General features: G+C 67.6%; 17 protein-coding genes and 1 tRNA gene. 7 read left to right on the top strand and 11 right to left on the bottom strand.

Annotated elements, in window-relative coordinates:
• Nucleotides 1-93 precede the first annotated feature (93 nt).
• A complete protein-coding gene (locus tag QLH51_RS02925; protein ID WP_125654542.1) occupies nt 94-843 on the bottom strand; it encodes a YaaA family protein in 750 nt (249 codons plus the stop codon).
• A 187-nt stretch (nt 844-1,030) separates the two neighbouring features.
• On the opposite strand from QLH51_RS02925, the gene QLH51_RS02920 reads away from it, so the two are divergent.
• Nucleotides 1,031-2,335 (top strand): tetratricopeptide repeat protein, encoded by a 1,305-nt coding sequence (locus QLH51_RS02920; RefSeq protein WP_125654544.1) that lies wholly within the window; start codon nt 1,031-1,033, stop codon nt 2,333-2,335.
• A 690-nt stretch (nt 2,336-3,025) separates the two neighbouring features.
• Here QLH51_RS02920 and QLH51_RS02915 read toward each other — a convergent pair.
• Nucleotides 3,026-3,496 carry an Lrp/AsnC family transcriptional regulator gene (locus tag QLH51_RS02915; RefSeq protein ID WP_125654546.1) on the bottom strand — a complete coding sequence of 157 codons (471 nt, stop codon included), beginning with the start codon at nt 3,494-3,496 and terminating at the stop codon, nt 3,026-3,028.
• Nucleotides 3,497-3,673: 177 nt separating this feature from the next.
• On the opposite strand from QLH51_RS02915, the gene QLH51_RS02910 reads away from it, so the two are divergent.
• The 3 genes from QLH51_RS02910 to QLH51_RS02900 are packed head-to-tail and all read left to right on the top strand — an operon-like array spanning nt 3,674 to nt 7,046.
• Nucleotides 3,674-5,527 carry a sensor histidine kinase gene (locus QLH51_RS02910; protein ID WP_125654548.1) on the top strand — a complete coding sequence of 618 codons (1,854 nt, stop codon included), beginning with the start codon at nt 3,674-3,676 and terminating at the stop codon, nt 5,525-5,527.
• Nucleotides 5,524-6,507: a polysaccharide deacetylase family protein gene (locus QLH51_RS02905; RefSeq protein ID WP_125654550.1), complete on the top strand. Its 984-nt coding sequence runs from the start codon at nt 5,524-5,526 to the stop codon at nt 6,505-6,507. Before QLH51_RS02910 ends, QLH51_RS02905 begins: the two co-directional genes overlap by 4 nt.
• Nucleotides 6,508-6,551: 44 nt before the next feature.
• The gene (locus QLH51_RS02900) at nt 6,552-7,046 is read left to right on the top strand and encodes a nucleoside deaminase (RefSeq protein WP_125654552.1); all 495 of its coding nucleotides are present in this window, start codon (nt 6,552-6,554) and stop codon (nt 7,044-7,046) included.
• A 311-nt stretch (nt 7,047-7,357) separates the two neighbouring features.
• Here QLH51_RS02900 and rplA read toward each other — a convergent pair whose 3' ends face one another.
• Together rplA and rplK are read right to left on the bottom strand one after the other, a co-directional pair.
• Nucleotides 7,358-8,056, bottom strand: a complete 699-nt coding sequence (gene rplA, locus QLH51_RS02895) for a 50S ribosomal protein L1 (RefSeq protein ID WP_055789759.1) — start codon at nt 8,054-8,056, stop codon at nt 7,358-7,360.
• Nucleotides 8,057-8,060: 4 nt separating this feature from the next.
• Nucleotides 8,061-8,498, bottom strand: coding sequence for a 50S ribosomal protein L11 (rplK, locus tag QLH51_RS02890; RefSeq protein WP_055995235.1), 438 nt, complete (start codon nt 8,496-8,498; stop codon nt 8,061-8,063).
• Between the two features lie 160 nt (nt 8,499-8,658).
• On the opposite strand from rplK, the gene QLH51_RS02885 reads away from it, so the two are divergent.
• Entirely contained in the window at nt 8,659-9,492 is an 834-nt protein-coding gene (locus tag QLH51_RS02885; RefSeq protein WP_125654554.1) for a hypothetical protein, read from the top strand.
• A 115-nt stretch (nt 9,493-9,607) separates the two neighbouring features.
• Here the strand turns inward: QLH51_RS02885 and QLH51_RS02880 are convergent, their stop codons facing one another.
• From QLH51_RS02880 to QLH51_RS02850, 7 genes are all read right to left on the bottom strand, one after another.
• Complete coding sequence (locus QLH51_RS02880; RefSeq protein ID WP_125654556.1) at nt 9,608-10,117, bottom strand: hypothetical protein; 510 nt, start codon at nt 10,115-10,117, stop codon at nt 9,608-9,610.
• 11 nt (nt 10,118-10,128) lie between these two features.
• Entirely contained in the window at nt 10,129-11,154 is a 1,026-nt protein-coding gene (locus QLH51_RS02875; RefSeq protein WP_283514211.1) for a M15 family metallopeptidase, read from the bottom strand.
• A 164-nt stretch (nt 11,155-11,318) separates the two neighbouring features.
• Nucleotides 11,319-11,858 carry a transcription termination/antitermination protein NusG gene (gene nusG, locus QLH51_RS02870; protein WP_055789753.1) on the bottom strand — a complete coding sequence of 180 codons (540 nt, stop codon included), beginning with the start codon at nt 11,856-11,858 and terminating at the stop codon, nt 11,319-11,321.
• 34 nt (nt 11,859-11,892) lie between these two features.
• A complete protein-coding gene (gene secE / locus QLH51_RS02865) occupies nt 11,893-12,090 on the bottom strand; it encodes a preprotein translocase subunit SecE (protein ID WP_082443319.1) in 198 nt (65 codons plus the stop codon).
• Between the two features lie 221 nt (nt 12,091-12,311).
• Nucleotides 12,312-12,890 carry a YqaA family protein gene (locus tag QLH51_RS02860; RefSeq protein WP_125654560.1) on the bottom strand — a complete coding sequence of 193 codons (579 nt, stop codon included), beginning with the start codon at nt 12,888-12,890 and terminating at the stop codon, nt 12,312-12,314.
• A 72-nt stretch (nt 12,891-12,962) separates the two neighbouring features.
• Nucleotides 12,963-13,038 (bottom strand) — tRNA-Trp (locus QLH51_RS02855).
• A gap of 128 nt (nt 13,039-13,166) precedes the next feature.
• Nucleotides 13,167-14,921, bottom strand: coding sequence for a fatty acyl-AMP ligase (locus tag QLH51_RS02850; protein ID WP_125654562.1), 1,755 nt, complete (start codon nt 14,919-14,921; stop codon nt 13,167-13,169).
• 125 nt (nt 14,922-15,046) lie between these two features.
• Here QLH51_RS02850 and QLH51_RS02845 point away from each other — a divergent pair, with 125 nt between their 5' ends.
• Nucleotides 15,047-15,577, top strand: a complete 531-nt coding sequence (locus tag QLH51_RS02845) for a regulatory protein RecX (RefSeq protein ID WP_206428788.1) — start codon at nt 15,047-15,049, stop codon at nt 15,575-15,577.
• A gap of 154 nt (nt 15,578-15,731) precedes the next feature.
• Nucleotides 15,732-16,229, top strand: a complete 498-nt coding sequence (locus QLH51_RS02840) for a cold shock domain-containing protein (RefSeq protein WP_206428789.1) — start codon at nt 15,732-15,734, stop codon at nt 16,227-16,229.
• Nucleotides 16,230-16,232: the final 3 nt, after the last annotated feature.

The following is a 16,232-nucleotide window of genomic DNA, read 5'->3' as shown; positions in this document are numbered from 1 at the left end:
GCAGCGAGCGACAAGGCCGCTGGCGCGGCAGGAGGGTGAGCGCGGACGCAACTCCTCCGCGCCTCCGCGCCTCCGCGTGAACCAAATCTTCCTCTACCGAACGAACGTCCACCGATCCCCGTCCGCCCCGACGAACCGATAGCCGTCGCTGTCGAACCCCCGCATCGCGTCCACTTCGGTCACGCGGTGTTCGCACATCCACCGCGCCATCATGCCGCGCGCCCGCTTCGCATGGAAGCCGACGAAGCGCGGCCCTTCCGGCCCGTCCTCGCGGAAATCTACCTCGATCACCCGCACGCCGTCCGGCAGCCTGCCTGCCACCGCGTGCCAGTATTCCTGGCTGGCAAGGTTCAGCACCACGTCCGACCCGCTCGCCGCCACGTCCGCCGCCAACAGTGCGGCGATCCGCCCGTTCCAGAAGGCGTAGAGGTCCTTCGCCCGCCCCGGTGCCCAGCGCGTGCCCATCTCCAGCCGGTAGGGCCGGATCGCATCCAGCGGCCTGAGCAGCCCGTACAGCCCGGACAGGATGCGGACATGCGCCTGCGCAAAGTCGAACGCGGGAGCCTCCAGCGACTTCACCTCGAACCCGGCATAGACGTCGCCCGCGAACGCCCACAGCGCCGGCCGCTCGGGCGCGTCGGCGAAATCGCGATACCGCTGCGCATTAAGCTGCGCCAGCTTGGGCGAGATCCGCATCAGGCTGCCGAGCTTCGCCGCCCCCAGCCGCGCGGCCCCGCGCGCGATTTGCCCGGTCTCGTCGGGAAACCGGGGTGTGCTGGCGCGCAGGTCGGGCAGGGCGCTGTCATAGTCGAGCGTCTTGGCGGGGGACAGGATCGCGATCATCGCGCCCGCCTATCGCCCCGCGCGGAACCCGTCAAAGGGAGGGAGCCGATGCGTTCAACGCGCGTTCACCCGCCGTCGGGCAACGCAACGTTACGCGCGTGCGCTTGTGTGGCCGCGACGTTCGACCTAGATGGGCCGCGCCTGCCGGGCGCTCAGTCCAGCACCAGTTTTCGGGAGAGATCACGGCATGACGTTCGTTTCCAAGGCTGCCCTCGCCGCCATGCTCGGCCTGGGTGCAACCCTGGTCGTCACCCCGCCGGCCGATGCCCAGCGCAAGAAGAAGGAGGAGGCGGCCCCCGCCGCCCCGCAGATTCAGGTCGGCGAGGCGTTCCGCACCGCCGCGCTCGCCGCCGACGCCGCGATCAAGGCGAAGGACTTCGCCACCGCCGATCAGCAGATCGCCGCGATGCAGGCTGCGGCCACCGCCGGCAATCAGGATGAAGCCTATTTCCTCGCCCAGCTGAAGGTCTCGGCCGCGCAGGCGAAGAACGACCGTCCGGCGCTCGCCGCCGCGATCGACGAGCTGCTCGCCAGCCCCAAGCTGAAGCCCGAGGAGCGCGGCGGCCTGTACTATAACCGCGGCGTCCTCGCGCTCGACACCAAGCAGACCGACGTCGCGGTGCAGAATTTCGAACGTGCCAAGCAGGCGGGCTATGCCGAGCCGGACCTCGAACTGCGCCTCGCCAGCATCGCGATCCAGAAGGGTCAGGTCGATCAGGGCCTCGCCAGCCTCGACAAGGTCATGGCCGCGCGCAAGGCATCGGGCCAGCCGGTTCCGGCCAACTGGTACGACGTCGCCATCTCGCAGCTCTACCGGTCGAACCGTCCGGTCGAGGCGGGTCAGTGGGCGCGCCGCAAGCTGGCCGAATATCCGACGCAGGCGAACTGGCGCACCGTGCTGGCGCTGTTCCGCGACCGCGCCGACAACAAGGGCGCGACGCTGGGCAACCAGGCCCGCGTCGACGTGCTGCGCCTGATGCGCGACACCAAGTCGCTCGCTGACCAGAACGACTATCGCGACTATGTCCAGACGACGCAGGACATCGGCCTGCCCTATGAGACGGTCGCGGTGATCGACGAAGGCCGCGCCGCCGGCAAGATTCCGGCCTCGGCCAGCGTCTTCAACCAGCTGAAGACCACCGCCCAGACCCAGATCAAGAACGACGGTTCGGTCGCCGCGCTCGAAACGCGCGCCAAGGCCGGCGCAAACGGCCGTGCCGCGCTGGCCGCGGGCAACGTCTATCTGGCGACCGGCAACAATGCCAAGGCGGTCGAGCTGTTCAACCTCGCGCTGCAGAAGGGCGGCATCGACGCCGACGAAGCCAACACCCGCATCGGCATCGCCCATGCCCGTGCCGGCCAGTCGGCCGAAGCCAAGGCGGCCTTCGCCAAGGTCACCACCGGCCCGCGCGCAGAGATCGCCAGCTTCTGGACCTTCTACGTCGACAACCCCCGCGTCACCGCCTCGACCCCGGCGGTCGGCAACAACTGATCGCGGTCGGTGTGAAATGAAGCGGCCCGGACAGGCGACTGTCCGGGCCGTTCTGGTTTAGAGTTTGATCCATCCCTGTTGAAACGGGCGTCATCCCAGCGAAGGCTGGGATCTCCCGGTGGTAGCGCGCAGCAGGCGCCGATGGAGACCACAGCCTTCGCTGGGATGACGTTTCCAAACGGATGCGTCAAACGCCAGAGCGACTGAATATACCCAGATCCGTTCGGTTCGAGTAGCGATCGAGCGAAGTCGAGATGAAGCAGGTGAACATGTCCCCGGCATGTTCAGGATTGTCCGGGGGACAATCCGGCCTGCTTCATCGTATCGAGAACGGGGTTCCGCTGGGCAGGCGTTCTCGACGGACGCTTCTCGACAAGCTCGAAGCTGCTCGAACCGAACGGGGAGGAGATAGGGGACGGGAATGGTAGGAACTTTACCGTTCGTCCTGAGTAGCCGCTGAGCTTGTCGAAGCGGCGTATCGAAGGACCGTGGCGCCAAGTGCTTCGATACGGGTCTTCGACTACGCTCAGCCCCTACTCAGCACGAACGGTTTGGCTCAGTAGAACTCCGCTTCTAATCCCGTTCGGTTCGAGCAGCTTCGAGCCTGTCGAGAAGCGCCCGTCGAGAACCCGCCGTTCGGGCCCCCGCTCTCGACCACCCCGACCCGAACGGCACTCCGGAAAGCAAACCTCACTCGCCCGTAACCACCGGTATCCCCGGCAGCGCCTTCGACGTCCGTACCGTCGGCGACGTCTTGACGCTCGCGACGTTCGGCGCGGTGATAAGCTGCGTCGTCAGCATCGACTGGAACGTCTCCAGGTCCGCCGCGACGATCTTCAGGATGAAATCGATCTCGCCGTTCAGCATATGACATTCGCGCACTTCGGGGATCGTCGCGACATGCGCCTCGAACGCCGCCAGGTCGCTGCCCGCCTGGCTCTTCAGGCTGACCAGCGCGAACACCGTGATGGTGAAGCCCAGCAGCCGCGGGTCCAGCGTCGCATGATAGCCGCGGATCGCCCCCGCTTCCTCCAGCGCGCGCACCCGGCGCAGGCACGGCGGCGCGGTCAGCCCGACGCGTTCGGCCAGTTCGACGTTCGTCATTCGCCCGTCCTCCTGCAACAGCGCAAGGATTTGCCGGTCGATACGATCGAAAGCCATGGGTCGGGGTCCGTGATTGGGTACGAATGAAACCGTTGCCTACAGCATTATAAAATTACGCGGAAGCGCAATTGTCCCACATTGCGACGTGCCGAAAATGGGCAGTTCCGTATTGCGGTGCGGCACGTTAAGGATCGGGCGGACCACGGATGTGCGTGGCGACCAGGCGGGTGAGCAGTGCGCTTCGACGATACCCTCGAAACGGTTCTCGCCTCCGATTTGACGGGGGAGGGGGCACGCGCGTCGGCGTGGCGCCAGCTGGTCGACCTGATCGGTCGCGGCCGTGCGCTCCCCGATCCGCGCGCCATCGCCCTGCTCCACGACCTGCGCGACGGTGTGCCGCGCACCGTGCGCGTCGCCAGCGCCCGCGACCTCGAATATGCCCGCCCGCCCGCCGTGCTGGTCGACCTGATCGCGACCGACGTGATCGAGGCGGCGTTGCCCGTCCTGCGCAGCGCCACGCTGTCGGCCGGCGAATGGCTGGCGCTGCTCCCGCGCCTCACCCCCGCCGCGCGCGGCGTCGTGCGCAACCGGCGCGACATCGACCCCGCCGTCCAGCGCGCGCTCGACAGCTTCGGCAGCACCGACCTCGTGCTCGGCGACGATCGCGAGAGCGTGGACGCCGCGCCCGCCGACAACGCCGGCCCGGTCGAGACCCCGGCCTTCGCCGGGGTGACGCAAGTGGATGGTGGGTCGGGCGACGTTGAAGAGACGGCCGAGCCCGCGTCCACGTTCATCGATCCCGACACGACGCTCGCAACGACCGAACCCGACCAGGACCGTCACCCCAGCGAAGGCTGGGGTCTCTCGCAGCAGGCGAACGACGCCAGCCCCACAGAGACCCCAGCCTTCGCCGGGGTGACGCCTGTTGCCGATACCCCTTTGGCGGACGCTCCCGCGGCGAACGACGAACCCGAACCCGCCGACCCCGCCGGCCCGTTCAGCATCACCGATGTCATGGCCCGGATCGAGGCGTTCGAACGGACGCAGGACGTTGCCCCGCCGCCCCCGCTCGCGCGCCATGACAGCTTCCGCTTCGAAACCGACGCGACCGGCATCCTGCGCTGGGTCGACGGGGTCAGCCGCGCGCCGCTGATCGGGCTGTCGCTCGATTTCGGTGCCGCGCCCGGCCATGCCCGGTTCGACGGGATCGCCGCCGGTGCGCTGCGCCAGCGCAGCCCGTTCCGCGACGCGCGACTGGTCATCGGCGGCGACAGCGATGCGGCCGGCGAATGGTGCGTGTCGGGCGTCCCCGCCTTCGACCACGCCACCGGCCGCTTCACCGGCTATCGCGGCACCGGCCGCCGCCCGCGCCGTGACGAACGCGCCGAGCCTGCGCCCCATCGCGACGCCGGCGTCGCCCAGCTGCGCCAGCTGGTCCACGAACTGCGCACGCCCGCCGGTGCCATCGCCGGTTTCGCCGAGATGATCGAGGCGCAGCTGCTCGGCCCCGTGCCGCCGGTCTATCGCGACCGCGCCGGCGCGATCCTCGACCATTCGCGCGAACTGGTGGCGGTGATCGACGATCTCGACCTCGCCGCGCGGATCGACGGCGACGCGCTCGACCTGCGCGCCGACAGCGTGGCGTTGCGCCCGGTGTTCGACGTCATCGCCGGCGACCTCGCCTCGCTCTGCGCGCTGCGCGGCACGTTGCTGGAGATCGAGCCGACCGACCTGTCGGTCACCGGCGATCGCCGCGCGGTCGAACGGCTGCTCGCCCGCCTGCTCGCGACGCTGGTGTCGGCGGGCGAGGCCGAGGAGTCGATCTATGTCCGCATGGGGCTGGAGGGCGACGGCCATGTCGCGATCGTGCTCGACCGGCCGCAGGCGCTCGACGCATGGCCCGGCGACAGCGTGTTCGACGTCGACGACGACGAACAGGACCAGTCGCTGCTCGGCACCGGCTTCGCGCTGCGCCTCGCACGCAACCTCGCCAGCGAACTGGGCGGCACGCTCGTCTTCGGTTCCGCCACGCTGACGCTGCGCCTGCCCGCGGCGGAGGCCGAAGTCGGGCAGGCGCTCAGCCGGTGAGTCCGTTCCGGCCCGCCGACGGCCGGCCGGTCGTCTGGCGCGACGGCTTCGGCACCCGCTTCACCGTGTTCGTCGATACCGAGGAGGAGTTCGACTGGCGCGCGCCCTTCCGCCATGACGGCTGGAGCGTCGACACCGTCGCCGCGCTGCCCGCCGCGCACGCCCGCATGGCGGCGATGGGGGTGGAGAGCTGCTATCTGGTCGACTATCCGGTCGCGACCGATCCCGCCGCGATCGACGCGTTGCGCCACGTCGCCGCGCACGGCCGCGCCACCATCGGCGCGCAGCTCCACCCATGGGTCAACCCGCCGTTCGACGAGGCGCTGTCGCCGCGCAGCAGCTTTGCCGGCAACCTGCCGCCCGCGCTCGAAGCCGCCAAGCTCGACCGCCTGACCGCCGCGCTGACCGCGATCACCGGCACCGCGCCCGTCGTCTATCGTGCCGGCCGCTACGGCCTCGGCCCCAACACGCTGCGGCTGCTGGCGGCGCGCGGCTACGCCCTCGATAGCTCGATGCGCGCGCGCTACGATTACGGCGCGCAGGGCGGACCGGACTATCGCGCGATCGGCAACCACGCCTTCCGCACCGGCCCCGACGGGGCGATCCTCGAACTGCCGCTGACCACCGTCTTCACCGGCCGCCTGCGCCGCGGCGGTCAGCCGCTCTATCGCGCCGCCGGCCGGATTCCGCGCGGACGGGGCCTGCTCGCCCGCCTCGGGCTCCTCCACCGCGTCGCGCTGACGCCCGAGGACATGCCGCTGGCCGACGCACTGGAGGCGGTGCGCGTCGCGGTGGGGGAGGGGGTGCGCGTCCTCAACTTCGCCTATCACTCGCCCAGCCTCGTGCCCGGCCACACCCCCTATGTCCGCGACGCCGCCGATCTCGCCGCCTTCTGGCAGTGGTGGGATGCGGTGTTGGCGCTGCTCGACCGGCTGGGCGTCCGCCCGGCGTCGAGCGACGAACTCCTCGCCGCCGCCTGATCCTTTCGCGGTCCCTGCGCGTTGGGCGGAAAAGGGGACCCAACATGCTGACGACGCAGGATGAAATGTGGATGCGCCGCGCGATCGCCATCGCCCGGACCAAGGGCGACGACCCGTCCTGCTCGCCGCTGGGATCGATCATCGTCCGCGATGGCCGCGTGCTTTCCGCCGAACCGAACCAGACCGAGATACTGCCCGACGCCACCGCCCATGCCGAGATGATGGCAATCCGCCGCGCCTGCGAGCGCGAGCGCGACATGGAACTGCGCGGCGCCACGCTCTATTCCACGCTGCAACCCTGCGGCATGTGTACCATGGCCTCGATCTGGTCGAAGGTCGCCCGCGTCGTCTACGGCGCCGGCCGCGCCGACGTCCATGCGATGTATTTCGAGGACCGCCATATCGATACGCTGGGCTTCATCGCCGATGCCTGGCGCGATGACATCGTGATCGAGGGCGGCTGCCTGCGCGCCGAATGCGCCGCGCTGTATTACGGCCCGGACGACGACGTGCCGCAGGACGAGCAGGGGAATATCTGATCCACACCGTCACCCCGGGCTTGAGCCGGGGTCCCGCTTCTTCTTCTACTCAGCAGCGAGGCAGAAGGTCCCCCGGTCAAGTTCGGTTCGGCGCGACGGACGCACCACCATCCGTCATCCCGGCGAAGGCCGGGATCCATTGTGTCGGGTGCTGTCGACAGGAACGCCACGCAAGAAAAAGGGGCCGGAAGCGCGAAGCCTCCGACCCCTTTTCTGTAGCGGACGACGCAGAAGTAAATTCCGCGTCGCCGGTCGGGGCTCAAGCCCCGCCGGCCGGCCTCGGGCCGTGCCCTGGGGCACGGCGTCGGCGCTTACGCGCCTGCAACCTCGGCCGTGTCGACCTTGATCCCCGGGCCCATCGACGAGCTGACCGCAACCTTGCGGACATACTTGCCCTTGGCGCCCGACGGCTTGGCCTTCACCACCGCATCGACCAGTGCGTCGAAATTCTCGCGCAGGTCGGCGGCCGAGAACGACGCCTTGCCGATGCCCGAATGGATGATGCCGGCCTTTTCGACGCGATATTCCACCTGGCCGCCCTTGGCCGCCTCGACCGCGGCCGCGACGTTCATCGTGACCGTGCCCAGCTTCGGGTTCGGCATCAGGCCCTTGGGGCCCAGGATCTTGCCCAGACGACCGACGAGGCCCATCATGTCCGGGGTCGCGATGCAGCGATCGAAATCGATCTTGCCGCCCTGGATCGCGTCCATCAGGTCCTCGGCACCCACCACATCGGCACCCGCCGCGGTGGCTTCCTCGGCCTTCGCGCCGCGGGCGAACACGCCGACGCGCACGGTCTTGCCGGTGCCCTTGGGCAGCGTCACCACGCCGCGGACCATCTGGTCGGCGTGACGCGGATCGACGCCCAGGTTCAGCGCGACTTCGATCGTCTCGTCGAACTTGGCGGTCGCATGGGTGCGGGCAAGCGCGATCGCTTCATCCACACCGTACAGCTTTTCGCGATCGATCGCGGTGGCGAGGGTCTTCGCCTTCTTGGTCAGCTTGGCCACAGTCTTAACCCTCCACCACTTCGAGGCCCATCGCGCGGGCCGAACCTTCGATGATCTTCGTCGCCGCGTCGATGTCGTTGGCGTTCAGATCCTTCATCTTGATCGTGGCGATCTCGCTCAGCTGCGAACGCTTGATCTTGCCCGCGACCGACTTGCCCGGCTCCTTCGAACCCGACTTCAGGTTGATCGCCTGCTTGATGAGGTACGTCGCCGGCGGCGTCTTCGTCTCGAAGCTGAACGAACGGTCGGCATAGACGGTGATGATCGTCGGCAGCGGCGTGCCCTTGGCGATATCGCCCGACGACGTCTGCGCGTTGAACGTCTTGCAGAATTCCATGATGTTCACGCCGCGCTGACCCAGCGCCGGGCCGATCGGCGGCGACGGCTTGGCTTCGCCCGCCGGCACCTGCAGCTTGATATAGCCGGTAATCTTCTTGGCCATGTTCACTCTCTCTCAAGTTTAGCGGTTCGTGCGGCGCGGCCCTTTCGGACCGGCCTCCCGCCATGGTTTCCAAAACTGTCGTTTGGGAAGCGGCGCGCGTAGCGGAAAAGCCGCCCCCTTGCAATGTTGGATTCCGCCTGATCCGGTGGCGGCCATGCCAATGTCCAGCCCACGCCCCTATTCGCGCAAGCAGGCGCTGCAAAACGCCGCGTTCCTCGCCGAACTCGAACGCACCGGCAACGCCCGCGACGCCGCGCGCACCCTGGGCCTCAACCGCTCGATGCTGACCAAGCGCCGCAATGCCGACCCCGACTTCGCCCAGCGGTGGGAGGCGGCGCTGACCCTCGCCGCCGCGCGCCTTGCCAGGCCCGACCAGACCGAGGGCCCGGCGCGCGTCGTCCGCTCGAACGGCCGCCTGCAACTGCGCGTCTCGAAGACCCGCACCATCGACCGCGACGCCGAACAACGCTTCCTCGCGGCGCTCAGCGCCACCGCCAATGTCCGCCTGTCCGCGCAGGCCGCCGGCTTCGCCCATTCCAGCTTCTACGCCCGTGCCCGCCACAACCCCGGCTTCGCCCGCGAGATGCGCGTGGCGCTTGCCATGGGCTCCGAACGGCTGGAGGCAGCGCTGCTCGAAAGCAGCCTGCCCGAGAGCAGCACCCACGACCATTGGCGCCACAACGATCCCCCGCCGATCCCGCCGATGACGGTCGCGCAGGCGATGCAGATGATCGCGTGGAACGACAAGCGCGCGAAAGGGCTGGCCGAACCGGAGCTTGCCCGCAAGCGCGGCGAGAGCAACGCCGACTGGATCGCGCGCAAGGTGCGCGATTATCGCGCCGGGCAGATGCTGGATGAGGAGGAGATGCGGATGCTCGAGTTCGCGCAGCTGGAATGGCGGCGGGGCGGGCGGCGGACGCAGTGGGAGCCGGGCGGTTGGGAGGTGGCGTTGGAGATTGCGTTACGGGGGAAGGGCGGCCGGCTGCGTGACTAGTAGTCCGCACCACGCATTCTCCTTCTGCAATCTCCCGCGCAAGCTGTTCGTAACACACCGCCGTCGCAAGTCGCTCCCATCGGCGCAAGCACAGTTACCTCGCCTTTGAAGGACGTCATCCCCCGGGTTCGCTTCCGGCGATCTCGCGTGCCATCCGTGCATAATATGCCGCCGACCCTCGGTTTCCCGCCGCCTCGAAGCGCTGTGCCGTGGCGTTCGCGCCTGCGGTGCCGGTTCGGAAAACTGCTGCCGTCTCATTCGGACGAAGTCCGTCAGGCTGCACGACCTTCAGCGCGCGGTCGAAACGATAGGCCGTCATCAACTGCGTATCTTCGGCGCGCAACAAGCCCTGTACCGGGCGCCCGTCCGCGACCCGACCAAGGAAGAACTGATAGGGTGCCCGCTCGCCCAGCCGCAGCACGCCCAACCCCTGTGCCAGCCCGTTGGAACAGGCGCCGAGCCAACGCAAAGGCCGCCGGCCAAGGTCGGCGGGGGGCAGGACCTTGCACGCCGCCGAGGTGTCGGCTGCTGCTGTTGCGCCGCTGTCGGCCGTGCAGGCGCAGGCGATCGCTGCTGCTGCTGCCGCCACGAACAGCCGCGACTGGTATAGAACGGGGTGGATCATCGCACGTCCGATCACAGGTTGAAACTATCGAGCAGCGTCGTACTGCATTCGAAATGCATCGCGTCATCGACGCTGAACGTTGCACCCCAATACCATCCAGCGTCGTTGAAGAACGGCGCCAGCGCGTCGAGCCCGCGGTTGGAATGGTGCGAACCGCGCTGCTGCAGATAGCCGGCAATCCTCAGATCGATCGCCGTGCCGAAGGCGTGGTTCGAAAGCTTGGTGCTGGATCCGCGTTGCAGGCGGTTGACCAGCATACCGGCGTTGCTGACCAGTCGATATAGTTCGGGCTGTTGCTGTCGAACCGCCGCGAAAACCTGTCGCAGGCTGGCAACGGCTGGCCGGATCCCATGCACCCGGAACGGCCCGACATTCTCGAGTACCAGCAGCCTCAACAGCTTCGGGTTGGTGACCGGACCATCGTCTTTATAGGATATGGCGCTGGGACGGCCGCCGAAGCGCCTGATCTGGCTGTCTTGGTTCGGCGAGGACAGTCCGCGGTTGACGCTGTTGCGAGCCGGTAGTCTGGTCGCCGCTTTCCAGAACGCCTTGCGCTCGGCAGGCGGTTCTGATGCAGGCGCTGCCGGCGAGGCTTTGGGAATGGCTGGTGCGGTCGGCCTTGCTGGCGTACGCGGTGCCGGCTGGGGTCGCGCCGTGCCCGGCGGGGAAGGGCGGATGGTTCGGCCGGGCGCGGCTGGAGCCGGCGTCGCGGCTGCCTTCGTCAGGTGGCGCCATGTCGGTCCGTTGACGTCTACCCGGCCATCGGGGTGGCGCAGCAACCGCCGTTGCAGCCGTTCGATAGCATGGATGGCTAAGCGTCCGCATCGGCGATCGATCGGTCCGGGGTCGAACCCGGCCTGTTTCACAAGCGTCTGGACGATGCCGACGTCGGCGGGACGATTGCGCCCGCCAAGACCAACCGAGGCGTGTATATGATGCGGTGTCATGCCGTTTCCCCGACGTACTGTTTCGCCGTGCCACTCGAAACAATACCGAAAAGCAGGTCGGGTTCCAATCGCACAACGACGCTCCGTCAACGGATTTGCCCGAATGGCCGCCTCGTTGCCGAAGAAGCAAAAACGGCGCAGGGCTTGTCGCCCTACGCCGCTAACGTCGGTCGGGTTGCACCCGCCGGCCGGTGTCCGCCGTCTCACGAATAGCGTTCGCTATTCGTGTGCGGACAGCAAGTCAGGCGTTCGCCTTACTTGCTTCGTTCCACTTGCTCGAAATCCAGTTCCACCGGGGTCGCGCGCCCGAAGATCGACACCGAAACCTTCACCTTCGACTTGTCGAAGTCCAGTTCCTCGACCACGCCGTTGAAGCTCGCGAACGGGCCGTCCAGCACCTTGACCGAATCGCCGATCTCGAAATCGACCTTGATCTTCTGCTTGGTGGGCGAGGCGGCGGCCTCTTCCTTGCTGTTGAGCATCCGCGTGGCTTCCGCCTCGCTGATCGCCTGCGGCTTGCCCGACGATCCCAGGAATCCGGTCACCTTCGGCGTGTTCTTGACGAGGTGGTACACCTGGTCGCTCAGGTCCAGCTTCGCCAGCACGTAACCGGGCATGAACTTGCGCTCGGACTGCACCTTCTTGCCGCGACGGACTTCGGTCACATTCTCGGTCGGCACCTCGATCGCCTCGACGGCGTGGTCGAGGCCCAGGCGCGTCGCCTCGGTCAGGATCGAATCGCGGACCTTGCCCTCGAAGCCGGAATAGGCGTGAATGATGTACCAGCGCGACATGGGTGTCCTTAAAGCTATTGGGGGGCGGCGGCGGTTACTGCGCGAGCTTCAGCAAGCCCTTGACGATCGCGTCGAACGCCGAATCCACGCCAAGGAAGAAGACCGCGAGCAGCGTCGTCATGATGACGACCATCACCGCCGTCATCACCGTTTCCTTGCGCGTCGGCCACGTCACCTTGGCGGTTTCGGCCCGGACCTGCCGCATGAATTCGACTGGGGTAACCTTCGCCACGTGTGCCTGACCTTCGCTAACGGTTTGACCGACTGCCGGACACAAGGCCCCGTCCGGTTCTGTTCGAACCGGCGCGGCCCATCCACGCTGTCGGATTGGGCATGGTATCTAGCGTCGAACCGCCCGCCGTGCAAGCGCAGCGGGGACGGGGGATTATGGTGTGTCTGGAAATGGCCGGCACCGCCCGGAACGCGCTCGTTCGCACGTTTCCGGACAAGCGCCTACAGTAGCGAAACCGCCGCGAACCCGCCGACCAGCGCCACGACCAGCAGCGTGCCGATCAGCGTCAGCCGCTTCTCGATGAAGTCCTGCACCGGCTGGCCGTATTTCTTGAGCAGGAACGCGATCAGGAAGAAGCGGAAGGCGCGGGTGATCGCCGCGGTCAGCACGAACAGTCCGAAATTGAACTTGGCGAGGCCCGACGCGATCGTCACCAGCTTGAACGGGATCGGCGTCAGCCCTTTCAGCAGGATGATCGCCGCGCCATATTCGGCGAACCCGGCCTGGAACTTCGCCGCCTTGTCCTGCAACCCGTACAGGTTGATGACCCACGCGCCGACCGTGTCCCACAGGAAATAGCCGATGGCATAGCCGACCATGCCGCCCAGCACCGACGCGATCGTGCAGATCGCCGCGATCTGGTACGCGCGGCTGCGGTGCTGCAGGATGACCGGGACCAGCACGACGTCGGGCGGGATCGGGAAGAACGAGCTTTCGCAGAACGACACGACGGCAAGGCTGCGCACCGCATGGCGATGGTTGGCGAGGCGGAGCGTCCAGTCGTACAGCGCGCGGAACATCGTCGTCGGTCCTGCTTGATCGTGGCGGGGACGGGATGCCCCGTTCGGCGGGGCGGTTGGCGCGGGGCGCGCTGGCACGAGTGGAGGGATTCGAACCCCCGGCCCTCGGTTTTGGAGACCGATGCTCTACCAGCTGAGCTACACTCGTGTGCGGACGCGGCCTCTATCCCGGTCGAACCGGAAGGGCAAGGCCGATTCTGGCCTAGCCGTCCGGGGCCTTGTAGGAAAGCGCTAAATCCTCCCCGGCGTGGGGAGGGCGCTTGCGTCATCAGGCGCCTATGCGGCGATCGCGTACGGCTTGATGTCCCCGTCGAGGTACAGTTTCCGCGCCTTCGCCCGGCTCAGCTTCCCCGACGACGTCCGCGGCAGGGTGCGCGGCGGGACCAGTTCGATGACGCAGTTCATGCCGGTAACCGACCGTACCCGCTCGCGAATTTCCTCGCGCAGCCGCTGCCGCTCGGCCTCGTCCGACGCGCGGCACTGCACCAGCACCGCCGGGGTTTCCTCGCCGCCCGGCGTCGTGATCGCGAAGGCGGCGATGTCGCCGGCCTTGAACCCGGGCAGCTGCTCGACCGCCCATTCGATGTCCTGCGGCCAGTGATTCTTGCCGTTGACGATAATCATGTCCTTGGCCCGGCCGACAATATAGACATATCCGTCAGATAGATAGCCCATGTCCCCGGTGTCCAGCCAGCCATCGGCCATGCACGCCTCGGTCGCTTCCGGATCGCGGAAATACCCGCTCATCAGCGACGGCCCCTTGCACCACAGCTTGCCGATCGCCCGCTCGGGCAGGGGGGTGCCGTCTTCTTCGCGGATTTCGACCAGCATGTCGCGCACCGGCTTCCCGCAGTTCACGATCGCACGGTAGCGCTGCGGCCGGTCGGCGCGGCCGGCGTGGCCGGAAAGTTCCGTCTCTTCAACCAGTTCGACGACGATCCCTTCCCCCGGCGGCATGATCGCCACCGCCAGCGTCGCCTCGGCAAGGCCATAGGACGGCAGGAATGCCGACGCCTTGAACCCGGCATCGGCGAAGGCGTCGACGAACGACTGCATCACGTCCGGCCGGATCATGTCGGCGCCGTTGCCCGCCAGCCGCCAGCGTGACAGGTCGAACCGGTCCGCCGCCTTGGTCTGGCTCGACATCCGCCGCGCGCAGATGTCGTATCCGAACGTCGGCGAGTAGGAAATCGAATTGCCCGTGTTGCGGGTGATGAGGTCGAGCCACGCCAGCGGACGCCGGGCAAAATCCTCTGTTTTCAGATAGTCGGTCGAAACCTGGTTGGCGACTACCGACAGGAAGCAGCCGACCAGCCCCATGTCGTGATACCACGGCAGCCACGAGATGCAGCGATCCTCCTCGCCCACTTCCATGCCGTGGCTATGCGCGGCAAGGTTGTTGAGCAGCGCGGCGTGGGTGATCTCGGTCCCGTGCGGGAAGCGGGTCGAGCCGCTCGAATATTGAAGGTAGCACACGTCGTCGCTCGACGCCTGCGGCAGGTCGACGACCGGCGCGTCGGCGGCGGAAAAGCTTTCCCAGTCAATGCCTTCGACGCCCGAGATGCGTGCCGCCTCGCCCGCCATCGCTTCCAGTTCGGCCGGGTAGAACAGCGTCCTGGGGTCGCAGCTCGCCAACTGGACGCGCAATTGCTCGACATACGCCTCGCGCCCGCCGAACGACGTGGGCAGCGGCAGCGGCACCGGCCATGCGCCGGCATAGACCACGCCGAAGAACAGCGCGGCGAACTCCGCCCCCGTCTCGGCGATCAGCGCGATCCGGTCGCCCGGGCGCACGCCCTTCGCGATCAGGCGGCAGGCCTGCTGCAACGCATCCTCGCGCATCTCGCGGAACGGATAGGGGCGTTTCAACGTGCCGCGCGCATCGTGGAAGTTCAGCCCGCGCGTGCCGAGCGCGGCATAATCCATTGCCTCGCCCAGCGTCGCGAAGTCCGCGAAACGACGCGGCAACGCGTCGACCGTCGGGGTCGCTTCGGGGGCAACTGCAATACTTCCTTCAGGATTCGTCGTCATTCTTGTCCAACTCTCAGGCCCGTTCGCGCGATACGCGGCGTTCGAAGCGTGTCGCCATAGCGGCAAAGGACCGCGCGGCACAGTTCATTTCAAAATCGCGACGTAGTGTGGCACAAACATGGCGCATGTCCCGCACCCCCCGTCGTCCGCTCCCGCCGCTCGACCAGCCTGCCCTGGAACGCGCCGCCTTACGCTATGTTGAACGCTATGCGACCACCCGCGCGAAGCTGGCCGCGTACCTGACCCGCAAGCTGCGCGAGCGCGGCAGCGATGGACCGGTCGATGTCGCGGGTCTTGCCGACCGGATGGCCGAACTGCGCTACGTCGATGACCGCGCCTTTGCCGAGATGCGCGCGGCCTCGATGACCCGCCGGGGGCTGGGTGCGCGCCGGGTACGCGACGCGCTGCGCCATGCGGGGGTGGGGGAGGAGGATGCAGGCGCCGTCGCCGACACGCTGGACGACGGCGCACAGGCAGCGGCGCTGGCCTTTGCGCGGCGCAAGCGGATGGGGCCGTTCGCCATCGCGCCGGTCGAGCGCGAGCGGCGCGAAAAGCAGATCGCGGCGATGGTGCGCGCGGGGCACGCGCCGTCGCTGGCCCGGCGTATCCTGTCGCTCGACCCCGCCGATCCCGACGACGCGCTGTTGCTGGAATGACGCGCAAAGAAATCGTCGCGTTCGCGAAACATCGTGTTAGGATACGCCCCGGGGGGAGCACGCAACGATGCGTCTGGAAGCGCGAACAATTGCCGATGATTGCGTGGCAGCACCGGTGACGGGGGGTAATCTGCCCTCGTCCGGCGAAGATATTTTGCCTGCGGTTCGCGGCGTCATCAAATGGTTCGACGTCACGCGCGGCTTCGGTTTCGCGGTGGCTGACGATGATGGCATCGGTGATGTTTTGGTGCATTTTTCGGTACTGGAGGCGCATGGCCGCCGGACCCTGCCCGAAGGGGCCATCATCCATTGCAACGTCGCGCGGCGCGCGCGCGGGCATCAGGCGATCGAGATCGTCGAAATCGACCTGTCGAGTGCGATCGAACCGGTCCGTCGCGTCGCCGAGCGGCCCGACCGGCTGGCGCTGGCCGATCAGGCGGGACCGTTCGAACCGGTGTCGGTCAAATGGTTCAACCGCCTGAAGGGATACGGATTCCTGGTGCGCGATGCCCGGCCCGGCGACGTGTTCGTCCATATGGAGACGCTGCGCCGCGGCGGGATCGAGGAGGTCGACCCCGAACAGCGGCTTGTCGCGCGCATCGTCGAGGGGCAGAAGGGGCCGTTGGCCGTAGTGGTCGAAACGGGCGAGTGAACG

Origin of the sequence: Sphingomonas sp. 2R-10, assembly GCF_030062225.1 — a bacterium.
Lineage (GTDB): Bacteria > Pseudomonadota > Alphaproteobacteria > Sphingomonadales > Sphingomonadaceae > Sphingomonas.
Note: the sequence above shows the minus strand (reverse complement) of the source record. Positions and strands in the feature narration are given on the sequence as shown.

Bases quoted from the DNA above. Each gene is read 5' to 3' on its own strand.
- QLH51_RS02880 (WP_125654556.1), bottom strand. From the start codon at position 10,117: ATGATCCACCCCGTTCTATACCAGTCGCGGCTGTTCGTGGCGGCAGCA.
- QLH51_RS02900 (WP_125654552.1), top strand. From the start codon at position 6,552: ATGCTGACGACGCAGGATGAAATGTGGATGCGCCGCGCGATCGCCATC.
- nusG (WP_055789753.1), bottom strand. From the start codon at position 11,858: ATGTCGCGCTGGTACATCATTCACGCCTATTCCGGCTTCGAGGGCAAG.
- QLH51_RS02850 (WP_125654562.1), bottom strand. From the start codon at position 14,921: ATGACGACGAATCCTGAAGGAAGTATTGCAGTTGCCCCCGAAGCGACC.
- QLH51_RS02925 (WP_125654542.1), bottom strand. From the start codon at position 843: ATGATCGCGATCCTGTCCCCCGCCAAGACGCTCGACTATGACAGCGCC.
- QLH51_RS02920 (WP_125654544.1), top strand. From the start codon at position 1,031: ATGACGTTCGTTTCCAAGGCTGCCCTCGCCGCCATGCTCGGCCTGGGT.
- QLH51_RS02885 (WP_125654554.1), top strand. From the start codon at position 8,659: ATGTCCAGCCCACGCCCCTATTCGCGCAAGCAGGCGCTGCAAAACGCC.
- QLH51_RS02915 (WP_125654546.1), bottom strand. From the start codon at position 3,496: ATGGCTTTCGATCGTATCGACCGGCAAATCCTTGCGCTGTTGCAGGAG.
- QLH51_RS02845 (WP_206428788.1), top strand. From the start codon at position 15,047: ATGTCCCGCACCCCCCGTCGTCCGCTCCCGCCGCTCGACCAGCCTGCC.
- rplK (WP_055995235.1), bottom strand. From the start codon at position 8,498: ATGGCCAAGAAGATTACCGGCTATATCAAGCTGCAGGTGCCGGCGGGC.
- QLH51_RS02860 (WP_125654560.1), bottom strand. From the start codon at position 12,890: ATGTTCCGCGCGCTGTACGACTGGACGCTCCGCCTCGCCAACCATCGC.